This is a genomic window from Limnohabitans parvus II-B4 (assembly GCF_003063455.1).
Taxonomy (GTDB): Bacteria; Pseudomonadota; Gammaproteobacteria; order Burkholderiales; family Burkholderiaceae_C; genus Limnohabitans_A; species Limnohabitans_A parvus.
Genome location: NZ_NESN01000002.1, coordinates 281,949 through 302,859, shown reverse-complemented (window position 1 = coordinate 302,859; position 20,911 = coordinate 281,949). Strand labels below are relative to the sequence as shown.

The 20,911-nt window shown below is 63.1% G+C and carries 21 protein-coding genes; 7 read left to right on the top strand and 14 right to left on the bottom strand.

Going from position 1 to position 20,911, the window contains the following annotated elements; all coding sequences use genetic code 11:
* A complete protein-coding gene (rsmI, locus tag B9Z37_RS06095; protein ID WP_108312129.1) occupies positions 1 to 900 on the bottom strand; it encodes a 16S rRNA (cytidine(1402)-2'-O)-methyltransferase in 900 nt (299 codons plus the stop codon).
* Between the two features lie 14 nt (positions 901 to 914).
* On the opposite strand from rsmI, the gene B9Z37_RS06090 reads away from it, so the two are divergent.
* From B9Z37_RS06090 to B9Z37_RS06080, 3 genes are all read left to right on the top strand, one after another.
* Entirely contained in the window at positions 915 to 1,301 is a 387-nt protein-coding gene (locus B9Z37_RS06090; protein WP_108312128.1) for a YraN family protein, read from the top strand.
* A gap of 96 nt (positions 1,302 to 1,397) precedes the next feature.
* Positions 1,398 to 1,982: an SIS domain-containing protein gene (locus B9Z37_RS06085; RefSeq protein ID WP_108312127.1), complete on the top strand. Its 585-nt coding sequence runs from the start codon at positions 1,398 to 1,400 to the stop codon at positions 1,980 to 1,982.
* Positions 1,983 to 2,609, top strand: a complete 627-nt coding sequence (locus tag B9Z37_RS06080) for a BON domain-containing protein (protein ID WP_108312126.1) — start codon at positions 1,983 to 1,985, stop codon at positions 2,607 to 2,609. It abuts the gene before it with no gap.
* Positions 2,610 to 2,685: 76 nt separating this feature from the next.
* Here the strand turns inward: B9Z37_RS06080 and B9Z37_RS06075 are convergent, their stop codons facing one another.
* Complete coding sequence (locus B9Z37_RS06075; RefSeq protein ID WP_108312125.1) at positions 2,686 to 3,591, bottom strand: NAD(P)-dependent oxidoreductase; 906 nt, start codon at positions 3,589 to 3,591, stop codon at positions 2,686 to 2,688.
* 144 nt (positions 3,592 to 3,735) lie between these two features.
* Between B9Z37_RS06075 and B9Z37_RS06070 the strand changes: the two genes are divergently transcribed.
* The gene (locus tag B9Z37_RS06070; RefSeq protein WP_108312124.1) at positions 3,736 to 4,419 is read left to right on the top strand and encodes a YggS family pyridoxal phosphate-dependent enzyme; all 684 of its coding nucleotides are present in this window, start codon (positions 3,736 to 3,738) and stop codon (positions 4,417 to 4,419) included.
* 5 nt (positions 4,420 to 4,424) lie between these two features.
* Here the strand turns inward: B9Z37_RS06070 and B9Z37_RS06065 are convergent, their stop codons facing one another.
* Complete coding sequence (locus B9Z37_RS06065) at positions 4,425 to 5,441, bottom strand: asparaginase (protein WP_108312123.1); 1,017 nt, start codon at positions 5,439 to 5,441, stop codon at positions 4,425 to 4,427.
* Positions 5,442 to 5,536: 95 nt separating this feature from the next.
* Here B9Z37_RS06065 and B9Z37_RS06060 point away from each other — a divergent pair, with 95 nt between their 5' ends.
* The gene (locus B9Z37_RS06060; RefSeq protein ID WP_338066587.1) at positions 5,537 to 7,366 is read left to right on the top strand and encodes a carboxyl transferase domain-containing protein; all 1,830 of its coding nucleotides are present in this window, start codon (positions 5,537 to 5,539) and stop codon (positions 7,364 to 7,366) included.
* Positions 7,367 to 7,542: 176 nt separating this feature from the next.
* Here B9Z37_RS06060 and fahA read toward each other — a convergent pair whose 3' ends face one another.
* From fahA to purU, 8 genes are all read right to left on the bottom strand, one after another.
* Complete coding sequence (fahA, locus tag B9Z37_RS06055; RefSeq protein WP_108312121.1) at positions 7,543 to 8,898, bottom strand: fumarylacetoacetase; 1,356 nt, start codon at positions 8,896 to 8,898, stop codon at positions 7,543 to 7,545.
* 9 nt (positions 8,899 to 8,907) lie between these two features.
* A complete protein-coding gene (locus B9Z37_RS06050) occupies positions 8,908 to 9,444 on the bottom strand; it encodes a VOC family protein (protein WP_108312120.1) in 537 nt (178 codons plus the stop codon).
* 29 nt (positions 9,445 to 9,473) lie between these two features.
* Positions 9,474 to 9,662 carry a DUF2783 domain-containing protein gene (locus B9Z37_RS06045; RefSeq protein ID WP_108312119.1) on the bottom strand — a complete coding sequence of 63 codons (189 nt, stop codon included), beginning with the start codon at positions 9,660 to 9,662 and terminating at the stop codon, positions 9,474 to 9,476.
* 9 nt (positions 9,663 to 9,671) lie between these two features.
* Positions 9,672 to 11,360, bottom strand: a complete 1,689-nt coding sequence (locus B9Z37_RS06040) for an FAD-dependent monooxygenase (RefSeq protein WP_108312118.1) — start codon at positions 11,358 to 11,360, stop codon at positions 9,672 to 9,674.
* 21 nt (positions 11,361 to 11,381) lie between these two features.
* A complete protein-coding gene (locus B9Z37_RS06035; RefSeq protein WP_108312117.1) occupies positions 11,382 to 11,816 on the bottom strand; it encodes a MarR family winged helix-turn-helix transcriptional regulator in 435 nt (144 codons plus the stop codon).
* Between the two features lie 155 nt (positions 11,817 to 11,971).
* Positions 11,972 to 13,480: an FAD-linked oxidase C-terminal domain-containing protein gene (locus B9Z37_RS06030; RefSeq protein ID WP_108312116.1), complete on the bottom strand. Its 1,509-nt coding sequence runs from the start codon at positions 13,478 to 13,480 to the stop codon at positions 11,972 to 11,974.
* Between the two features lie 346 nt (positions 13,481 to 13,826).
* Positions 13,827 to 14,702 carry a LysR substrate-binding domain-containing protein gene (locus B9Z37_RS06025; protein ID WP_108312115.1) on the bottom strand — a complete coding sequence of 292 codons (876 nt, stop codon included), beginning with the start codon at positions 14,700 to 14,702 and terminating at the stop codon, positions 13,827 to 13,829.
* Positions 14,703 to 14,749: 47 nt separating this feature from the next.
* Entirely contained in the window at positions 14,750 to 15,598 is an 849-nt protein-coding gene (purU, locus tag B9Z37_RS06020) for a formyltetrahydrofolate deformylase (protein WP_108312114.1), read from the bottom strand.
* Positions 15,599 to 15,772: 174 nt separating this feature from the next.
* Here purU and B9Z37_RS06015 point away from each other — a divergent pair, with 174 nt between their 5' ends.
* Together B9Z37_RS06015 and B9Z37_RS06010 are read left to right on the top strand one after the other, a co-directional pair.
* Positions 15,773 to 17,107, top strand: a complete 1,335-nt coding sequence (locus B9Z37_RS06015) for an aminotransferase class III-fold pyridoxal phosphate-dependent enzyme (RefSeq protein ID WP_108312113.1) — start codon at positions 15,773 to 15,775, stop codon at positions 17,105 to 17,107.
* A gap of 57 nt (positions 17,108 to 17,164) precedes the next feature.
* On the top strand, positions 17,165 to 18,256 hold the full coding sequence (locus B9Z37_RS06010; protein WP_108312112.1) for an AbrB family transcriptional regulator: 1,092 nt from the start codon (positions 17,165 to 17,167) through the stop codon (positions 18,254 to 18,256).
* A gap of 209 nt (positions 18,257 to 18,465) precedes the next feature.
* Here B9Z37_RS06010 and B9Z37_RS06005 read toward each other — a convergent pair whose 3' ends face one another.
* From B9Z37_RS06005 to B9Z37_RS05995, 3 genes are read right to left on the bottom strand one after another with little or no spacing between them, the layout of a single operon-like run.
* Positions 18,466 to 18,747, bottom strand: coding sequence for a BTH_I0359 family protein (locus B9Z37_RS06005; RefSeq protein ID WP_019429232.1), 282 nt, complete (start codon positions 18,745 to 18,747; stop codon positions 18,466 to 18,468).
* Positions 18,748 to 18,800: 53 nt separating this feature from the next.
* Complete coding sequence (locus B9Z37_RS06000; protein WP_108312540.1) at positions 18,801 to 19,991, bottom strand: DUF3108 domain-containing protein; 1,191 nt, start codon at positions 19,989 to 19,991, stop codon at positions 18,801 to 18,803.
* The gene (locus tag B9Z37_RS05995) at positions 19,991 to 20,818 is read right to left on the bottom strand and encodes an IclR family transcriptional regulator (protein ID WP_108312111.1); all 828 of its coding nucleotides are present in this window, start codon (positions 20,816 to 20,818) and stop codon (positions 19,991 to 19,993) included. The genes B9Z37_RS06000 and B9Z37_RS05995 overlap by 1 nt, the downstream gene beginning before the upstream one ends.
* Between the last annotated feature and the right edge of the window lie 93 nt (positions 20,819 to 20,911).

Here is a 20,911-nt window from a genome sequence, read left to right as displayed (position 1 = left end):
TCAGGCTTTCTTCAGGGCCAGAGCCTTGTCATACAGCTCGTTTTTGGATTTCCCCGTGATTTCGGCTGCGAGTTTGACGGCGGTTTTCAGGGGCAATTCAGGCAGCAGCAGTTGCAACACGCGCAAGCCTTCGCCTGTGGATTCAGCCACTGGCGCATCGTGCAGCACCAGCACAAATTCACCGCGCTGGCGGTCTGGCTTTTCGGCCAGCCAGCCAGGCAAAGCCTGTGCCGTGACGGTTTCAATTTGTTCAAATTGCTTGGTCAACTCGCGCCCCACGGTGATGCGGCGCTCACCGAGCACCGACAGCGCTTGTGCCAAAGCCTCGATGCGGTGCGGCGCTTCCAGCAGCACCACGGCCCGGCTTTCTTGAGCCAGGGCCTGCACGGCGCGCTCGCGTTCACCCGATTTGCTCGGCAAAAAGCCTGAAAACACAAAACCATCTTCACCCGTCATGCCCGATGCACTGAGTGCGGTGGTCACACTGCTGGCGCCCGGCAAGGGCAGCACGCGGTAACTCGCTTGCCTGACGGCGGCCACCAGCCGTGCGCCCGGATCGCTGATGGCCGGGGTGCCTGCATCGCTCACGTAGGCCACGCGTTCACCTTGCGCCAAACGGGCGATCACGGTTTGTGCCGCCTCGGCTTCGTTGTGCTGGTGCACCGCCAGCAGCTGTGAGCCGGGGCGGTCCAGGCCATAGGCCCGCAACAGTTGTTGGGTGTGGCGTGTGTCTTCGCAGGCCACGGCGTCGACCTTGGCCAGCACATGCAGCGCACGCAGGCTGATGTCGGCGAGGTTGCCAATCGGTGTCGCCACGACATACAGTGTGCTGGCCGGGTTGTTTTGCGATCCGGCAGCGTCGTGCGCGGCCTCCAGGGCTTTGGCAAACGAGGCAGACAAGGGAGACGGAGTCAATGCAATTCCTCAAAAAGAACACGGTGGGCCAGACCACCAAAGCCCGGGGCGATGCGGGCGAAGACGAGGCGCTGGCTTATTTGCAAGCGCGCGGTTTGCGCTTGCTGCAGCGCAATTATCGGACGCCCGGCCGAGGGGGTGGCGAAATCGACCTGATCATGCAATCACCGGACGGCACGGTGGTGTTTGTCGAAGTCCGACAACGCAGCCGCACCGACCATGGCGGGGCAGCTGCCAGCATCGGGTATCAGAAGCAGCGGCGCATCATCTTTGCGGCGCAGCACTACTTGTTGCGCTGGCGCCGTTTGCCTCCGGCGCGATTTGATGTGGTCACCATTGAGGCCGCCGGGCCCGAATGGTTGCAAGCGGCTTTTGATGGCGCATGATGTGCACATCCAAAGGATGGAGCGGCCCCAAATAGCCGTGTAAATAACTGTTTTTCCGGGGCGATGCGGTGTTGTGGGGGTTATCATCGCCATCGCATGTTAGACCTCCGAATCCAACAACATTTCATCGACAGTGCCGATTTGCACTACCAGGTGGCCGAGACTTTGGCCAAGCCTGTGGACGCGGCTGTCCAGGCGGTCCTGGCGTGTGTCACGGGGGGCGGTAAGGTGCTCGCCGGTGGCATGGGTCCTTCGGCCGCATTGGCGCAATACTTGGTGAATCTGCTGGTGGGTGGCTTTGAGCGGGAGCGCCCGGGCTTGGCCGCCATGGCCTTGTCGTCGGATGCCTTGATGGCCAGCCGTTGGGCCGACGGCCAGGCTTTGGCCCGGCAGGTGCTGGCGCTGGGTCAAACCGGCGACGTGTTGGTGCTGATCAGCGTGGATGGCGGCGAGCCTGCTTTGGTAGAGGCGGTGCAAGCCGCCCATGACCGGGAAATGACCGTGCTGGCTTTGACCGGTCACCACGGCGGTGGTTTGGCTCGCCAGCTGCGCGAGACCGATGTGCATGTGTGCGTGCCGCATGAGCGGGCCGCCCGAATTCGTGAAGTGCAGCATTTGGTGCTGCACTGTCTGTGTGATGGAATCGACACCCAGCTTTTGGGTGAACAGGAGCCTCTTTAAATGAAACGCAATCTTCAATCTCTGGTTTTTTCGGGTGCTGTTTTGGCGGCGGCCTTGTCCAGCTTGTCTGCCTGCGCCCCCTTGTTGGTTGGCGGAGCGGTCATGACTGGCATCGTGGCCACCGACCGCCGCACCACGGGCGCTCAGGTCGAAGACGAGGGCATTGAGCTCAAAGTGGCCAGTGCCGTGCGTCAGGACCTGGGCGATCGGGTTCACCTGAACGTGACCAGCTTCAACCGCAAAGTGCTGCTCAGCGGCGAGGCGCGCTCACAGGCTGACAAAGACCGGGCCGAGAAGTTGGCGCAAAACCAGGAAAACGTTCAGTCTGTCGTGAACGATTTGGCTGTTGCGCCTGCCAGCAGCTTGACCCAGCGCTCCAAAGACACCGTGATCACCAGCCAAGCCAAAGCGGCCTTCATTGATGCGAAAGACCTGCAGGTCAACTCGATCAAGGTCGTGACCGAGCGCGGCATTGTGTATTTGATGGGCCGCGTGACAGCACGCGAAGCCAAACGCGCCAGCGACATCGTGCGTGGCATCGGAGGCGTGACCAAGGTGGTGCGCGTGTTTGATGAAATTTCTGAAGAAGAGCTCAAGCGCTTGAGCCAGCCACCTTTGTCCAAGTAAAGCCTTGCTGCTTCATGAAAAAGAGCGACCTTTGGGTCGCTCTTTTTCATGGTTGGCGTTTGAACGCCGTGGCCGTTTACCGCAAGCGGCGGATCAGGCTGGAGGTGTCCCAGCGGCCACCGCCCATTTTTTGCACATCGGCGTAAAACTGGTCTACCAAGGCCGTGACGGGCAGGCGAGCGCCGTTGCGCTTGGCTTCGTCCAGCACCAGGCCCAGGTCCTTGCGCATCCAGTCCACGGCAAAGCCAAACTCGAACTTGTCGTCGGCCATGGTCTTGCCCCGGTTGTCCAGCTGCCAGCTTTGCGCGGCACCTTTGCCGATCACGTCCAACACCTGGTGCATGTCCAGCCCCGCCTGCTGGCCAAAGGCCACGGCCTCAGACAAGCCCTGCACCAGCCCGGCGATGCAAATCTGGTTGACCATCTTGGCCAACTGGCCCGCGCCCGACTCGCCCAGCAGGGTGAAGGCACGCGAAAACGCCATGGCCGCAGGCTTGACGTTGTCAAAAGCCGCAGCGTCGCCGCCGCACATCACGGTGAGCATGCCGTTTTGTGCGCCTGCCTGGCCGCCAGAGACGGGGGCGTCGATGAACTGCAGCCCGAGCTTTTGCGCCTGGGCCGACAGCTCGCGCGCCACCGAAGCCGAAGCGGTGGTGTGGTCCACAAAGATCGCGCCGGGCTTCATGCCAGCAAAGGCACCGTCGGCGCCGAGCACCACGCTGCGCAGATCGTCGTCGTTGCCCACGCAGGCGAACACGATGTCGGCGCCCGCAGCCGCTTCGCGCGGGGTCGGGGCGCTGGCGTTGCCAGGGCACTCGGCCACCCAAGCAGCGGCTTTGGTGGCACTGCGGTTGTACACGGTGACATGGTGTCCCGCGCGGGCCAGGTGCCCGGCCATGGGGTAGCCCATGACGCCCAGGCCCAAAAAGGCCACTTTGCGGGCGGGTGCGGGTTCGTAGGTTTTCGCGGCGATTTGGCTCATCGGTGTCTCGGTTCAAAATGAATAAGCGGCTAATTTAGCAGCCTGGACAAGAGCCGGTGCGCACCGGGTGCTTTGGGTTGCCTGGTTGGCGACACCTGAATGAGCGCAAGGACGATTCGCGTCAGGTTTTGGTACGCTCAGGCCATGAACCTTTCCATTGCCGACAACCTTAAGCATGTCCAGGCGCAAATTGAGATGGCTTGCCGGGCGGCAGGTCGCCCGGTGGGCCGTGTGCGTTTGCTCGCTGTCTCCAAGACCTGGGGGCCAGAAGCCGTGCGGGCTGCCCACGCGGCCGGGCAAACCGCGTTTGGCGAAAACTACATCCAGGAAGCGGTGGACAAGATCACGGCCTTGCAGGATTTGCCACTGGAATGGCATTGCATTGGCCCGATCCAGAGCAATAAGACGCGCCTGGTGGCAGAGCACTTTGACTGGGTGCACAGCATCGATCGGCTCAAAATCGCGCAGCGCCTGTCTGAGCAGCGTCCCGCGCATTTGCCACCACTGCAGGTGTGCATTCAGGTCAACGTGGACGGGGGCGAGACCAAGTCGGGTGTGAGCCCGCAAGAGTTGCCTGCCTTGGCGCAGGCCGTTGCCGCCTTGCCGCGTCTTCAGCTGCGGGGGCTCATGACCATCCCCGAACCCGCCGAGACCGATGAACAGATGCGGGCTGTGCACCGGCAAGCCAAGCAGTTGTCCGAGGCATTGCGCCAGCAAGGCCTGCCGCTGGACACCTTGTCGATGGGCATGAGCGCCGATCTGGCCGCCGCCATTGCCGAAGGCAGCACCATGGTGCGGGTGGGCACGGCCATTTTTGGCAAGCGCTGAGGTCCTCAGCTGCGGGTGCCCGATTGCAGTTTGAACACGCTGCGCCGCGCGCCCACAGGGATGCCCGCCACGTTGAGCAGCGTGGCCGCTCGCCAAGGGACCAATTGCTGGCGTTGTGCCTCATCGAGCCAGCCCAATTGGTCCAGGGCCTCTACCGTGGCTGCAAACAGGGCGGCCTTGTTGCCGTCCATCACCTTGACCGCCAGGGCCTGTCCACGCGCACGGCTGGCCACCACCTGCACACCGTCGGCACCCACTTTGGTGACCCAGTCGCCCCGGCCTGCGCGCATGAAGTCGGCGTCGTTGCGGCCGGTGCCCGAGACCAGTTCGGGGTGGGTGCTCATGGCTTCGCCCAATTGCCGCAGGCTCTCGCCGTACAGGCCATCCGATTCGGGTTGTGCCAGGCGGGTATAACTGCGGGCCAGACGCGACAAGGGCATCGCGTAGTTGGGGGCCGAACAGCCGTCGATGCCCAGCGCCAGTTCTTCTTCGCTCAAGCCAGCCAGGTGCGCCACGGCCTGGCGAACCTGCTGCTGCAGTGGGTGGTCCACTTCGGTATACGTCTCAGTGGGCAGGCCGTGTTGCACGCAATACGCCAAAAAGCCGCTGTGCTTGCCGCTGCAGTTGTGGTGCCGCTCGTCGTAGGCAAAGCCTTCGGGCATGGGGCGGTCGAAAAACGTGAAGCGGTAGGGCACATGGCAGCCGCAGCGCATTTGCCTTGTGGTGGTGCCGCTTTTTCGCAAGATGGACGCAACTTGCTCGACATGCATCTCTTCGCCGTTGTGGCTGGCGCACATCATGGCCAGTTCCGACGGCGTGAAGCCAAAATGCGCCACGCCGCCGGACTGCACCAGTGGCAGCGCCTGCATGGCCTTGAGGGTGGATCGGGTGAAGCACAGCCAGTGCGGGTTGCCCACCTGGGCCAGCACACGGCCTTCGGTGTCGGTCACAGCAAGGGCGCCCAGATGCAGGCATTCCTGCACACCGTTGCGGGTCAGTTCGATCAGCGGTTCGAAGTTCATGGGTTTGTCTCTTGACTTGGAAAACCCAGTTTAAATTGTCCCGGACTTGACCTGCTGTCGCCGGGGCAGCACCTCACAATGGTCGCATGCAAAAAATTCATTCCCCCCTTCAGGCACAAGTGGTGCAGTGGCTGGTACAGACTGGCGATGCCGTGGCCGCAGGCGATGTGCTGGTGATTTTGGAGGCCATGAAGATGGAGCACGAAATCCGTGCGAGCCATGCAGGCCGCTTGGCCGAGCTGTATTTCCGGGCGGGTGAGACGGTGGCAGAGGGCGATGTGTTGGCGATGCTGTCTGCTGCCGATGCGCCCGTGAGCATGAGCGCAAGTGCTCCTGAGGGCGTACCTGCCGCACCTGCCGTGGCACCTGCGGCAGGCTCAGCGGCAGCCCCCGTGCAAACGCGCGCTGACCTGCACAAGCTGCAGGCGCGTCTGGCCTTCACGCAAGACGCCGCACGCCCGGAAGCCGTGGCCAAACGCCACGCCTTGGGGCTACGAACCGCCCGCGAAAACATCGCTGATCTCTGCGATCCCGATTCCTTTGTGGAATACGGTGCACTGGCCGTTGCCGCGCAAAGCCGCCGCCGCAGTGCCGATGATCTGATGCGCAACACGCCCGCCGACGGCATGGTCACCGGTATCGGTTGCATCCATGGCCAACGCGTCGTGGTCATGGCCTACGACTTCACCGTGCTGGCGGGCACACAAGGCATGCGCAACCACCAAAAGACCGACCGCATGCTGGGCGTTGCCTTGCAAAACAAGTTGCCCGTGGTGCTGTTCGCCGAAGGCGGCGGGGGCAGGCCGGGTGACGTGGACGTGGCCATCGTGGCGGGCCTGAACTTGGCCACTTTTGCATCATTTGCCAGGCTCAATGGCCGGGTGCCGGTGGTGGGCGTGGTGGCTGGGCGCTGCTTTGCGGGCAATGCCGCTTTGCTGGGCTGCTGCGACGTGATCATCGCGACACGCGGCAGCAACATCGGCATGGGCGGCCCGGCCATGGTCGAAGGCGGCGGCTTGGGCGTGTTCAAACCCGAGCAGATCGGCCCGAGCAACGTGCAGCACGGCAATGGTGTGATCGATGTGCTGGTCGATGACGAGGGGCAAGCGGTGGCGGCGGCTCGCCACTACCTGTCGTTTTTTCAGGGTGCAGCGCCCAGCTGGCAAGCGCCACGCGCCGAGGCCCTGCGCGACGTGGTGCCCGAGAACCGCCTGCGCGTGTACGACACCCGCGCCGCCATGCAGGGCGTGGCCGACGAAGGCAGCTTGCTGGCCCTTCGCACCGGGTTTGGCGCGGGCATCCACACGGCCCTTGCGCGCATCGCGGGCCGCCCGGTGGGTCTCATGGCCAACAACCCGCTGCATTTGGGCGGGGCGATCGATGCCGATGCTGCCGACAAGGCCGCACGCTTCATGCAGTTGTGCAACGCGCATGGGCTGCCCATTGTGAGCCTGGTGGACACGCCCGGCTTCATGGTCGGGCCCGACACCGAAGCCACGGCGCAGGTGCGCCATGTTTCGCGCCTGTTCGTGGCCGCCGCGCATCTGCGGGTGCCGCTGCTCAGCGTGGTTTTGCGCAAAGGCTATGGCCTGGGCGCGATGGCCATGACAGGCGGCGGCTTTCACGAAACCCTGGCCACAGTGGCCTGGCCCACGGGCGAGTTTGGCGGCATGGGCCTCGAAGGTGCGGTGCGACTGGGCTACCGCAAAGAGCTGGAGGCCGTGCCCGAAGGCCCCGAGCGCGAGGCCTTGTTTGACCAGCTGCTGGCGCAGCAATACGACAACGGCAGCGCCATCAACATGGCCGCCACGTTGGAAATTGACGCGGTGATCGACCCGGTCAGCACGCGTGAATGGTTGGTGGCGGGCTTGGAGGCTGGGCAGACCCGGCCCGCCGATGGCACCCTGGCCATCGACACTTGGTGATGGCCGTCATGGGCCCCCGATCAAGTCGGGGGCGACAAAGGTCTGTCATGCCCGCGCACGCGGGCATCCATGCACCACCGAAGGCATGGACACCCGATCAAGTCGGGCGTGACAAGTGGAACTGTCATACCCGCGAACGCGGGTATCCATGGTGATTGAAGGCATGGACCCCCGATCTAGTCGGGGGTGACAAGGGCCGATGTCGGACGTGACAAAGGTGCCCGCGCAGGCAGCACCGTGCCCACGCATTCGCCAAAGCCGATGCGAGCCGCGCCTTCGCGTTCGCACCAGCCGCGCAGCACCACGCTGTCGCCGTCTTCCAGCCAAGTGCGTTGCTCGCCGTTCGGCAAAGCAATCGGGTTCTTGCCGCCGGTGGTCAGCTCGATCAGGGCTGCGGCCTGGTCCAGCGAAGGGCCGGACAGTGTGCCGCTGCCAAACAGGTCGCCCGGCTGCAGGTTGCAGCCGTTGACCGTGTGGTGCGTGACCATTTGCGCCACCGTCCAGTAGGCATGGCGGTAGCTGGTGCGGCAGATGCTGGCCTCAAGCTGACCGTCTGCGCGCATCTTGGGCGTTTGCAGGCCCACTTGCAGCTGGATGTCGAACGCGCCTTCGGCCCGGTTGGCTGCTGAGTCCAGATAGGCCATGGGCTGCGGGTCACCCTCGGGCCGAGTGAAGGCTGTGCGGTAAGGGGCCAGGGCTTCCAGTGTCACCACCCAGGGCGAAACGGTGGATGCAAAGTTCTTCGACAAGAAGGGGCCGAGCGGCTGGTATTCCCAACCCTGAATGTCACGCGCCGACCAGTCGTTGAGCAGGCAGATGCCAAACACATGGTCTTCGGCTTCGGTGATGTCCACCGGCTCGCCCAAAGCGTTGCCGCTGCCGATGAAGATGCCCAGCTCCAGCTCGATGTCCAGCCGCTTGCAGGGGCCGAACGATGGGGCTTCTGCGCCCGGCGGCATGGTCTGGCCCACAGGGCGGCGGAACTGCTGGCCCGAGATGCCGATGCTGGACGCGCGGCCGTGGTAACCAATCGGCACCCATTTGTAGTTGGGCAACAGCGGGTTGTCAGGGCGGAACTGTTTGCCAATGTTGGTGGCGTGGTAGACCGAGGTGTAGAAGTCGGTGTAGTCGCCAATGCGGGCGGGCACGTCGTATTCGGCTTCGGGTTGGGGCACCAAGCAGGCTTGCAATCCAGCCTGCTCCGCCGAGCCTTCGCGCAGGGTGCGTGACAGTGCCAGGCGCAAGGCGCTCCAGGCGGCCGAGCCCAAGGCCATCAGGGCGTTGAGTTTGTCTTGCGCACCCGCTTGCGCAGCGTCAGCGGCTTCGCCTTTCAGGATGCCGGACTTGGCGACAGCCGCCAGGTCCACGATCTGGTCGCCAATGGCCACGCCGCCACGGAAGGCTTCGACTGAGCCCTTGCGGCGGAACACCGCGAACGGCAGGTTCTGGATCGGGAAGTCGCAGCCTGCGGTGTTGGCCGATGCGAGCCAGCTTTTGAGGGCCGGGTTGTGGGTTTCGTTGAGCAGGGTCATCGCCAATCCTCAGACCGCCATGCTGCCGTCGTGCATCCAGGCGGCGTGCTTGGGGGCGCGCTTGGTTTTGCTCCACTCTTCGAGCATGTCCCATTTCACATCGTCGAGCTTTTTCATCATCTCGGGCGTGCCGCAGTCGGCGGCCAGCTCCAGGCGGTGGCCGCTCGGGTCAAAGAAGTAGATGCTCTTGAAGATGGTGTGGTCCACCGGGCCGAGCACATCGATGCCGCCCGCGACCAGTTTGTCTTTGGCGGCCAGCAGCGTTTCCATGGAATCGACTTTCAGCGCCAGGTGCTGCACCCAAGCAGGGGTGTTCTGGTCGCGGTCCATCGGCGGCTGGCTGGGCAGCTCAAAGAAGGCCAGGATGTTGCCGTGGCCCGCATCGAGAAAGATGTGCATGTAAGGGTCCGGTGCTTTGGTCGAGGGCACTTCGTTTTCGGCAATGGCCAGCACGAATTTCATGTCGAGGTGCTTTTGGTACCACTCGACGGTTTCTTTGGCGTCTTTGCAGCGGTAAGCCACGTGGTGAACGGATTGAACAAGCATGGGAGTCTCCTGGTGAATGGTGTGGTGGATCAGAGGTCTTGCAGGGCAGCGGTGATTTGCTGCTGGAACAGGTGTTCGTCGGCCAGCGCGTTGGCGTTGAGCAAAGCGAGCTTGACGAGGAACAGCTGGGCCTTGTCGGCCCCGGCCTGGTCGATGGCGGTGGCCAGCGCGTCGTACACGGTTTCGAGGCCGTCGATGGTGAGGGCTTGTTGTGACATGGTGTGTCCTTATTGAGGCAAGGCGGTGGTCAGGGCGGCTTGCAAGCGGGTGGCGTCCAGCGTGAGCCAGCGGGCGCAGATGTGCTGGTCTGGGCGGAGCAAATAAGCGCCTCCGTTGGCAGGCACACCGTAGCGCTGGCGCAGGTGGCCGTCGGCATCGGGCAGGTGTTGGTCGGCCCCGGCCACAGCTTGGGTCGCGCCGACCGCGATCACGTTCAGGGGCATGCCTTGGGCGCGAGCGGTCTGGATGGCCTGTTGCAGCGCCTCGGGCAAGGCGGTGTCGGTGAAATACAGCAGGTCGAATCCGCCACCCAAGTGGTCGAGCAGGAAGTCATTCGCCGCCAAACGCACGTTTTGCGGCGGTGCCCCGTGGGCGGGGCCGCTCTTGAACAGGCCGTTGTCGTCGCCCGCACTGTTGAGCAGGGAGTGGGTGTACTCGTGCGGCCGCGAGGTGCGCCAGTGGTAGAGCGGGCGCACGAATTCTTGCGTGAGCGAGAGCGACAAGACCGCGTCGCGCAGCAACCTGAAACCCGGGCTGGGCGGGGCCATGAAGCGGGTGCTTTTCCCAGCTTCGGTGATGATTTCGCGGGCCGCGCCCACGCGCTCGGTGCTGTGGTTGGCCAGCAGCGTTGGGCCTGCCAGACCTTTGACCACAAAAGCCAGGTGCCAGCCCAGTGACTGCGCATCCTGGAAAGCGGTGTTGGCCCCGCGCACGCCAAAAATGGGCAGCAGGTGGGCTGCGTCGCCCGTGAAGATCACGCTGCCGTGCACAAAGTCGGGCAAGGTGAGTGTGCGGGCCGAGTAGACCGAAGACCAGTCCATCTCCCACTTCAGGCCCGCGTGGCCGATCATGGCCAGCTGCGCGTCGATGCGGGCCTTGAGCGATTCGGGGCGCAGCGCCTCTTCGGGCGTTTCGCCCGCAGGCAACTGGTAGTCCACGCGCCAAATGCCATTCGGTTCGCGGTGCATCAAGATGGTGTTGCCGGGGTTCCAGTCGGGGTCAAAATAGGCCAGGCGCTCGGTGGGCAAGGGCAGGTTAATTTTGATGTCGGCGATCACGAAAAAGCCTTCGTAGGACGCGCCTTCCATTTGCAAATTCAACGCAGTGCGGATGCCCGAGCGCCCACCGTCGGCGGCCACCACCCAGTCGCTTTCCACCGCGTAAGGGCCTTCGGGTGTGTCGACTTCGAGCACGGCGTAGCCGTCTTTCTGGTCCACCTTGTTGACCTTGTTGCCCCAGCGGAAATCAATCAGCGGGTTGGCTTTGCAGGCGTCGTGCAGGTATTCCTCCATGAACTGCTGCTGCACGTTGATGATCGGGAAGAAGCGGTCGTCAGCGTCGTGCGGCGCTTCCATGCGGAACACGCGCTGGCCCCGGTAAAACGAGTTGCCAAAACGCCAGGGCAGGCCGCCCTCGGTCATGCGCTCGGCCACGCCCACTTGTTGCAGGATTTCCATCGAACGGCGTGTGAAGCAAATCGCCCGGCTGCCTTGCGAGAACTGCAACTCGGCGCTCAGCACCACGCTGGCCACGCCGTGGCGGGCGAGTTCGAGCGCGGTCACCATGCCAGCCGGGCCAGAGCCGACGATCACGACTTTTTGGCGGTCTTGCTTGGGGTGCTCCGAGGCCAGCCAGGGCTTGAAAACTTCGTAGGTGTAGTAAATCGAAGGACGGGCTTCGGTGCTGGGGGTGTGCATGGTGTTGTCGTCGTGTGGGGTTCAGCGGGGACGTGCGTGCGATATCAAGCGGTCGAACAGGCCGCTCAATGTGGCTTGTTCCTTGTCGCTCAGGCAACCAAAAATGTCCTGATTGCGTTGGTGGACCATGGCCATGGCGCGCTCGAACACTTCGTGCCCGGTGGGCGTCAGCGTCAGCACCACGCCCCGGCCATCACCCGGGTGGTCGGCTTTGAGCACCAGTCCTTGATCGACCAGCGCCTGCGCGGCGCGGCTGGCCTGTCCTTTGTTCAGGTTGGCCTTGTCGGCCAGCTCTTTCACCGACAAAGGCTCAAAAGTGCCAATGGTTGTCAGGCACCGCCCGTCGCTCATCGACAGGCCCGTGCGCTCCGGATAGACCGACTGGCTGTCCATATCGGTCAGCTTGTGCAGTTGGTGCAGACGGTAGGTCAGCGTTCGGTCGAGTGGCTTTGGCATTCGGCTCTTCAGTCTGAAGGGGGTTGAAAGGACACCTGATCTTAGGTTGATTTGGTTGCGCGCGCAACTAAGTAGAAACACGGATGGTTGTGTACACAACCAAAATGGGCAAAAAAAGCCTGAGGACTGCTCAGGCTTTGTAGGGGCGCTTTAGATCAGAACCGTTCTAGGTCTGGGTGCTTGATCGCCCCCGCCCGCACCAGCATCTTGCCGTATTCGGCGCAGCGGTTCAGGGTCGGGATCACCTTGCCTGGGTTCAAAAGGCCTTGCGGATCAAAAGCGCGTTTGACGGCGAACATTTGTTCGTTTTCTTCGGCGGAAAACTGCACGCACATGCTGTTGACCTTCTCGATGCCCACACCGTGCTCGCCCGTCACCGTGCCGCCCATGGCCACGCTGGTTTCCAGAATCTCCGCACCAAACAGCTCGCAGCGGCGCAGCTGGTCGGCGTCGTTCGCATCGAACAAAATCAGCGGGTGCAGGTTGCCGTCGCCCGCATGGAACACGTTCAGGCAGCGCAGGGCGTATTTGGTTTCCATCTCACTGATGGCTTGCAGGATATCGGCCAGGCGCTTGCGCGGGATGGTCGAGTCCATGCACATGTAGTCGGGACTGATGCGCCCCGAGGCAGGGAAGGCGTTTTTGCGACCGCTCCAGAACTTCATGCGCTGGGCTTCGTCGCGGCTCACGGTGATGGCGGTGGCGCCGCAGCCGCGCAGCACCTCGCTCATGCGGCCGATTTCTTCTTCCACCTCTTCGGGCGTGCCGTCGCTCTCGCACAGCAAAATCGCCGCCGCACTCAGGTCGTAGCCCGCGTGCACAAAGTCTTCCACGGCAATCGTCATGGGGCCGTCCATCATCTCCAGCCCGGCGGGGATGATGCCTGCCGCGATCACGGCGGCCACGGCGTCACCGGCTTTGCGCACATCGTCAAAGCTGGCCATGATGCAGCGCGCCAGCATGGGTTTGGGCACCAGCTTGACGGTGACTTCGGTCGTCACGGCCAGCATGCCTTCGCTGCCGACCAGCACGGCCAGCAGGTCGTAGCCCGGGGTGTCCAGTGCATCGCTCCCAAGCTCGATTGGGTCGCCTTCGATGGTGAAGCCTTTGACCTTGAGAACGTTATGCACCGTCAGGCCGTATTTGAGGCAGTGCACGCCCCCAGAGTTTTCCGCCACGTTGCCGCCAATCGTGCAGGCGATCTGGCTCGACGGGTCGGGTGCGTAATACAGACCATAGGGCGCGGCCGCCTCGCTGATGGCCAGGTTGCGCACGCCACACTGCACCACGGCCGTGCGGCTGACCGGGTCCACGGTTTTGATTTGGTTGAAGCGGGCCATCGACAGGGTCACGCCCATGCGGTGGGGCATGGCCCCACCCGACAGGCCTGTGCCCGCACCGCGTGCCACCACCGGCACTTGCAGGGCGTGGCAGGCTTTCAACACGGCCTGCACTTCGCCTTCGGTTTCGGGCAGCGCCACCACCAGCGGCCGCTCGCGGTAGGCGGTCAGGCCGTCGCACTCGTAGGGCGTGGTGTCTTCCGGGGTGTAGAGGATGGACGACGCGGGCAAGACCTTGAGCAAGGCCTGCACCACGGCGCGTTGGCGCTCGGCACGTTCGGTGGCGGTCAGTTGCTGGGTTTCAACGGGGGTGCTGGCGCTCATGGCATTCAAAACCTGGAGTTAATGCCATCACTGTAAGCGCAAGGAGCGCGGGGCGGGCTGAAGAAACTTTGACGGCTGTGTGAATTTAGCCCCGCGCTTGTTGTGTGCAAGATGATTTTTGTGGGAGGCTGCCCCTGCAGCCGAATGCAGACCCTGCCAACGCAGACATTCGCAAGCAGGGGCTCGCTCCCACGGGGAATTTGTCACCCCCGACTTAGGCCTTTGTCACCCCCGACTTGGTCGGGGGTCCATGCCTTAGGGGTCATGGATACCCGGTCAAGCCGGGTATGACGGTGCAGGATTCAAGCCGGGTATGACGCGTGAGCCGGGTATCGCAAAGCGTTTGTCAGGCCAGCGCTTTTTTCAACCAGTCGGCAAAGGTGGCGCATTCCCAGCGTTCCATGGTGCCGGTGCGCCAGCACAGGTAATGGGCGTGGGGGCTGGGCACGCTGCGCTCGAACAATCGCACCAGTTGGCCGCTCTCCAGCCAAGGGGCACCCAGCTTGGTGCGGATCAGGCCCACGCCCAGGCCTTGGGCTGCGGCGTCGCACATCAGACCAATGTCGTTGAACGACGAGCCGTCTGTGGGCTCGGGCCAATCGAGGTCGTGCGCGGCAAACCAGGTGCGCCAGGGCTCCAGGGGGCTGCGCAGCAGCGCCACACCTTGCAGTTCTTCGGCGCTGGCAAAGGGGCCGTTTTCGCGCAACCAGGCGGGCGACGCCAAAGGCGTGACCTCGTCCTTGGCCAAGCAGACGTGCTCGACGTCCGAATAGCGCCCGGTACCAAAGCGCACCGTCAGGTCAGCGTCTTCGGCGACCACGTCCAAAAGCGGAATGCTCACTTGCAGCGTGATGTCGATTTCGGGGTAAGCGTCCAGAAAGTGTTTGAGGCGCGGCATCAAGACCGAGCGCGCAAAGGTGGGCGTGACCGCCAGGCGCAGTTTGCGCCGCCCCGGGGTGTTGCTGGCGCTCGGGAAACGCTGCAGAGATACCAGCCCTTCGCGCACATGCGCCAGGTATTCGATGCCTTCGGTGGTCAGTGAAAAATCGGCCCGACCAAACAGCTTGGTGCCGATGATTTGTTCCAGTTGCTTGACGCGGTGGCTCACCGCGCTGGGCGTCACGCACAACTCTTCGGCCGCTTGGGTCACGCTGCGCAAGCGCGCCAGTGCCTCAAAGGTCAACAGGCACTGGATGGGCGGGATGCGTGAGGTGGCGGACATGTTGAATCAGTTGGGGTCAGAGCTAAAGAGCTGTCCCGCAAGGTTATTTATTTGAAAATCACCGTCTTGTGACCGTTGATCAGCACGCGGTGTTCGCTGTGCCATTTGACAGCGCGGGCCAGCACTTGACTTTCGGTGTCGCGGCCAATCGTGGTCAGGTCTTCCACGGTTTTGCTGTGGTCCACGCGGGCCACGTCCTGCTCGATGATCGGGCCTTCGTCCAGGTCGGCCGTCACATAGTGGGCGGTGGCCCCAATCAGTTTCACACCCCGGTCGTGTGCCTGGTAATAAGGCTTGGCCCCCTTGAAGCTGGGCAAGAAGCTGTGGTGGATGTTGATGGCACGCCCGGCCAGTTTGCGGCACAGGTCGTCGCTCAGAATTTGCATGTATCGGGCCAACACCACCAGCTCGGCACCTTCGGCCTGGATGATCTCGTACTGTTTGGCCTCCGCTTGCGCCTTGTTGTCTTTGGTCACCGGGATGTGGTGAAACGGCACGTTGTAGCTGGCGGCGAGTTGGTAGAACTCGCGGTGGTTGCTCACGATGGCGCGGATGTCCAAAGGCAGCAGGCCGCTCTTCCAGCGGAACAGCAGGTCATTCAGGCAATGGCCTTCTTTGCTGACCATGAGCACGGTGCGCATGGGCTGGGTGGTGGCGTGCAGGTCCCACTTCATCTGGAAAGTCTGGGCAAACTCGCCCCATTGCGCGCTCAGTGCGGCGCCATCGGCTTGGCCGCACGCAAACTGCACACGCATGAAAAACAGACCCGTATCGTGGTCGTTGTATTGCGCCGCTTCTTCGATGTTGCCTCCCCGCTCCAGCAAAAAACCCGACACGGCATGCACGATGCCGGTGCGGTCAGGGCAAGAGAGGGTCAGGATGTAAGTCGTGGTCATGGGTAAAAGCTGCAGGTTTCGCCGTGCCCATTCAAGGGGTTGGGGTCGGGCATTTCTGGACTGGCTATTGTAGAGACACCCGTTTCTTTGTCGCCCGGCTTGTCGCGTGAGGGCGAACAGGGACCACTTTGCCCTTTAAACTGATCGGCTGGATCGATCTCAAGGAGTTTTGCCGTGGCCCACACCGACCTGAACATGGACAACCAGTGGTTGCCCTTCACGCCCAACCGCACTTTCAAACAGGACCCCCGCGTGTTCGTGGGCGCAGAGGGCATGCACTTCACCACGCACGACGGCAAAAAGGTGATCGACGGCATCTCCAGCCTGTGGTGTGTGGGCGCGGGCCACAACCGCAAACCCATCAACGAAGCCATCAAAAAGCAGCTCGATACGCTGGACTACGCCACGGCTTTTCAGGCCAGCAACGACAAGGCCTTCAAAGCCGCGCAGATGATCGCCGAGATGGCCCCCGGCGACCTGAACAAGGTGCTGTTTTGCAACTCCGGCTCAGAAGCCGCTGACACCGCCCTCAAAGTGGCGCTGGCCTACCACCGTGCTCGGGGCGAAGGCCACCGCACGGTGTTCATTGGCCGCGAAAAGGGTTACCACGGCGTCAACTTTGGCGGCATGAGCGTGGGCGGCCTGCCCGCCAACCGCAAAGCCTTTGGCGCGCAGCTGCTGCCCCGGGTGGACCACATGCGTTTCATCCACGACCCGGTGAACCACGCCTACATCCACCACGAAGAGCCTGTGTGGGCCGAAGACCCGCTGCTGGAGCTGGAAAACCGTATTCTGGTACTGCACGACCCGAGCAACATCGCGGCTGTGATCGTCGAGCCGATCGCTGGCAGCGCGGGCTGGTACATCCCACCGCAAGGCTATGTGAAACGCCTGCGCGAGATTTGCGACAAGCACGGCATCTTGCTGATTTTTGACGAGGTCATCACCGGCTTTGGCCGCTTGGGCGTGAACTTTGCCGCTGATTACTACGGCGTGGTGCCTGACATGCTGAACTTCGCCAAGGCGGTGACCAACGGCGTGATCCCGCTGGGTGGCGTGATCTGCCGCGACTTCATTTACGACGCGATGATGAACGCCAACTCGCCGCAGCACGCCATCGAGTTCTTCCACGGCTACACCTATTCGGGTCACCCTGTGGCTTGCGCGGCCGCCATTGCCACGCTCGATTTGATGAAAGAAGAAAACCTGTTTGCCCGTGCTGGGCAGCAAGGCCGCGTGTTGGGCGACGCGATGCACAGCGCCCTGAAAGGCCTGCCCAATGTGATCGGCATCCGCACGCTGGGCCTGGCTGGGGCGGTGGAGCTGGCCAGCATCGCGGGCTCGCCCGGCAAGCGGGCTTACGACATCTTCATGGACTGCTTCCACAAAGGCGTGTGGGTGCGTCCGGCAGGCGAGAACCTGGTGATTTGCCCGCCCTACATCGTGGAAGACAGCCACATCGATCAGATCGTGCAGACGGTGGCCGACAGCATCCGCCGCCACGCCTGAAGCGGCCTCTCTTGACTTGACCCCGACCGCCCGCGTGGGCGGTCTTTTTTTGACCCGATGAATTTTCGTGAACTGACCCGCACCGCGCTGACCTTGTTGGTGGCGCTGACTGCTGCCGAGCTGTGCGTCTGGCTGCACACGCCCATTCCCTGGATGTTGGGCCCGTTGCTGGCCACGGCGGTGGCATCGGTGTTGGGCGCGCCCACCCGCAGTGCAGCCTTGCTGCGCAATGGCGGGCAATGGGTGATCGGCGCGGCTTTGGGTTTGTATTTCACGCCGCAAGTGGCGGCCTTGGTGACCAGTCTGTGGTGGGCGATTGCGCTGGCCGTGGTCTGGGCGTTGGCCCTGGGGGCCTTGTTTGGCTTATGGCTGCAGCGCCAGCATGCCGCTGATTTTGCGCACCTGCCGCCGGGGGCCTGGCGGGCCACCAGCTACTTTGCCAGCGCGATTGGCGGCGCATCCGAGATGACTTTGCTGGCCGAGCGCCATGGTGCCCGCACCGATCTGGTGGCGGCCGCGCACAGCGTGCGGTTGGTGATCGTGGTGGTGTCGGTGCCTTTTGCCATGCAATGGGCGCAAAACCACTGGGGCTTGCAGGTCGATGCCCGCCTGTTGCCCGGGCCACGTGTGGCGCAGTGGCCTGGCTTGCTGTGGCTGGCGCTGGCCACCGCGGGCGGCGCGCTGCTCATGACTTGGCTCAAACGCACCAACCCTTGGTTCATGGGCGCTTTGCTGGTGTCGATGGGGCTCACCTTGTCGGGCGTGTACTGGTCGGCCGTGCCCACGGCCTTGTCGAACGCGGCGCAGCTGGTCATCGGTGTGAGCCTGGGCGTGCGCTTTCAGCGTGAGTTTGTGCACACCGCGCCGCGCTGGCTGGCCTCGGCGGCCACGGGCACGCTGGTCATGATGGTTCTGTCTGTGGGCTTTGGCCTGGCGCTGGCATGGGCCACGGGGCTGCATCCGGCCACCTTGATTTTGGGCACCTCACCGGGCGGCATTGCCGAAATGGCGATCACGGCCAAGGTCTTGCAGCTGGGCGTGCCGGTGGTCACGGCCTTTCAGGTTTGCCGTTTAGTGGCCGTGCTGATTTTGGTGGGGCCGATTTTCGAATGGATCGGTGGTGTCAGCGGACAAGAAAAAGCCGTCTGAAGTGGTAGGCGGCTGGTGGAAGGTGCGAAGATCGAGCGACAAGACCTGTCATGCCCGCGAATAAACCTGTCATGCCCGCGAATGCGGGTATCTACGGCTCGAACCACATGGATACCCGATCAAGTCGGGTATGACAAAACTGGGTCGGGTACGACAAAACCAAGTCGGTGTATGGCAAAAGAGCGAGTCAACGACGCCAACAAGCGGTGTCAGTGCACCACCACCGGCTGCTGTGCCAGGCCGGTGTAACCCTCGAGGGTGTCTTCGACTTCTTCTTGCGTCGGGGTGTGTTGCTGCCAAGCCTGGATTTGCTGCTGGAACATTTCTGCCCATGAGCCGTCTAAGTACACCTCTTTACCCGAACGTTTGTCCACGATTTCGAAACCATGGCGTTCCAGCATCGGCTTGCTGGTCACGGGGGCCGGTTCGGCAGGTGCGTTGGCCAGCACATGCATCACAGCAAAGGTCTCGGATTCGTACAGCAGGTTCATGTCTTCATTCTCCCTCAACTTGTGGTGAACACTTGGGGCTTTTTGGATGAACTTCAAGATGGTGTGGTTTTCTCGACGGGCAGATTTGTCGTGGGCAAGGGCGGTAGCGGCTCTTGCCCACTGAACATCAGGTCAATGTAGTCACCGCTGATCTGGGTGATGCGGATGCGCACGGGCATCCAGGCGTATTTTTCGGCCATCCAGAACTCCACCTTGGCGTCAAAACGGTTACGCGGTTGGCACACCCATTTGGCGGTGGGCAAGGTTTGCGCGTCCAGTTTCAGCGTTTCGGCAGGCCCCATGGTCAACAACCACGGCAAGGCGTCGCGTGTGGTGGCGGTCTGAATTTGCAGGCGCGTCCCCGGCTGAAAGCGCTGGGGCTCGCCCGCCATGGCCGCTGCCAGTTGCACATACAGGCTGATCTGGTCTTGTGCGCCCGGCTCCAGTGTGGCCACGGGCGCGTTGTTGCTGAAGACCACCCGGTTGTTTTCGCGGTCAAAGTGCGCAGCGCGTTCGTTGCGCCAGCTGTCTGAAAAGCGGGTAGGGGCCAGGCCGGAGGCGTTCACGGCACCCACGCTGCGCCAGTGCCGCGAGCCGAGCAAAAAGGCCTTGACCGACAAGTTCATGGCGTAAGCGCTGTCGTTGGCTTGCCAGCGCAGTTCGCCTGTGGCGTGGTACGTGAGGCCCTTGGCCAAACCCGTCAGTCGGTAGTTCAGCAAGCTCGAAGGGGGCAAGGCCCCCAGCGGAATGAGCGGCATGGCCGAGGTGGCCGTTTGCGCTGTGGCCTCGCTGGCGGGCGTGGCGGGAACCGGGGGTGTCAGCGCCTGGGTTGGTGCGCTTTCAACAGGTGCGGCCAAGGGAGCCGTCGGTGTGGGCTCCACGGCCGTGTTTGCTTGCTGTGGTGGGGGCAACTCCGCGGCTTCTGGTGAGGGTGCTGGGGTGTGTGCGGGTGTGTCTGTCGGTACAGTCGTTTCGGTGGCGATGCGGGTGCGCGGCTTGACCGTTTTCGGTCGGGGTTGTGCAGGTGCAGCAGCAGGCGGCGGCACCCAGCGCGTTTGCAGCGGGCCAGTCCGCACAGCGTCGTCGGCAGGCAAACGCAGATCCAGTGAGCCCGACACGCTCAACAGTGCCACAGCGTGCGCCACCAGCACGGCCAGCACCAAGGCCAGCAAAGCCCGGCGCGAGGGTGGCCCCGACAACGCGGCTTTGTCGTCAGCAGTGGGGGTGGCCAGCTTGGCGCGCATCAACCACGCCAGCCCAGATCGGCCGACAGTTGCCGTGCAAACTGGCGCAAGCTTTGGGCAATCGGCCCGTTCCATGCCGTGTCGAGTGTGGCGGACGAACCCAGCGCCACCACACCCAGCACCAAGTGCCCGTCGGCATCAAAAACCGGGGCACAAAAGCCCGAAATGCCGGGCAACAACACATTGACCACGCGGCCCAGGCCTTGTTGTCGCGTTTCTTTCACCATGGCCTGCAGTTGTGCGGGCGTGCTGGGCAAATCGCTGCGACCCACTTTGCGGGCCAAGGCCAATTCTTCTTCGATCATGGGGCCTGCTTTTTCGGCCGCACCACCATGGCTGTTGAAGGCGGCAAAGCACCGCCCCGTGGCCGAAGACAAAAGCGGCATCACATCGCCCAAGCGCAAGCTGACCGGCATGGCCAGTGGGGTTTCTTGCCAGTGCACCAGGGTTGGTCCCCGGTTGCCCCAGACGGCCAGGGCCATGGTGTGGCCGGTGGCTTCGATCAAAGCAGGCAAGCGCTCGCGGGCCATCTTGACGGCGTCCAGCCGCGACAAGGTGGCCAGGCCCAGACGCAAGGTGGCGGGGCCCAGCTCGTAGCGGGTGCTGGTGCTGTCTTGCACCACCAGGCCCAAGCGCTGGAAGCTGACCAGATACCGGTGGGCTTTGGCGGCGCTCATGTGGGCCGCGGCCGCGAGGTCTCGCAGCATCAAAGGGGCGGGCGCTTGCGCCAGGACATCGAGCAGCGCAAAACCGACCTCGACCGATTGAATGCCTGCGCGTTCCTTGTCACCGTCTTTGGGGTTGGAGGCTGTGCTGTCTGAGTCCATATCGCCTAGAATCTGGTTTCGTTTAGTTAAATGAGTTTAACAATGCGTAATTTCTCGCTGATGCACACTGTAGCGCATCGCGACCAGAACGGA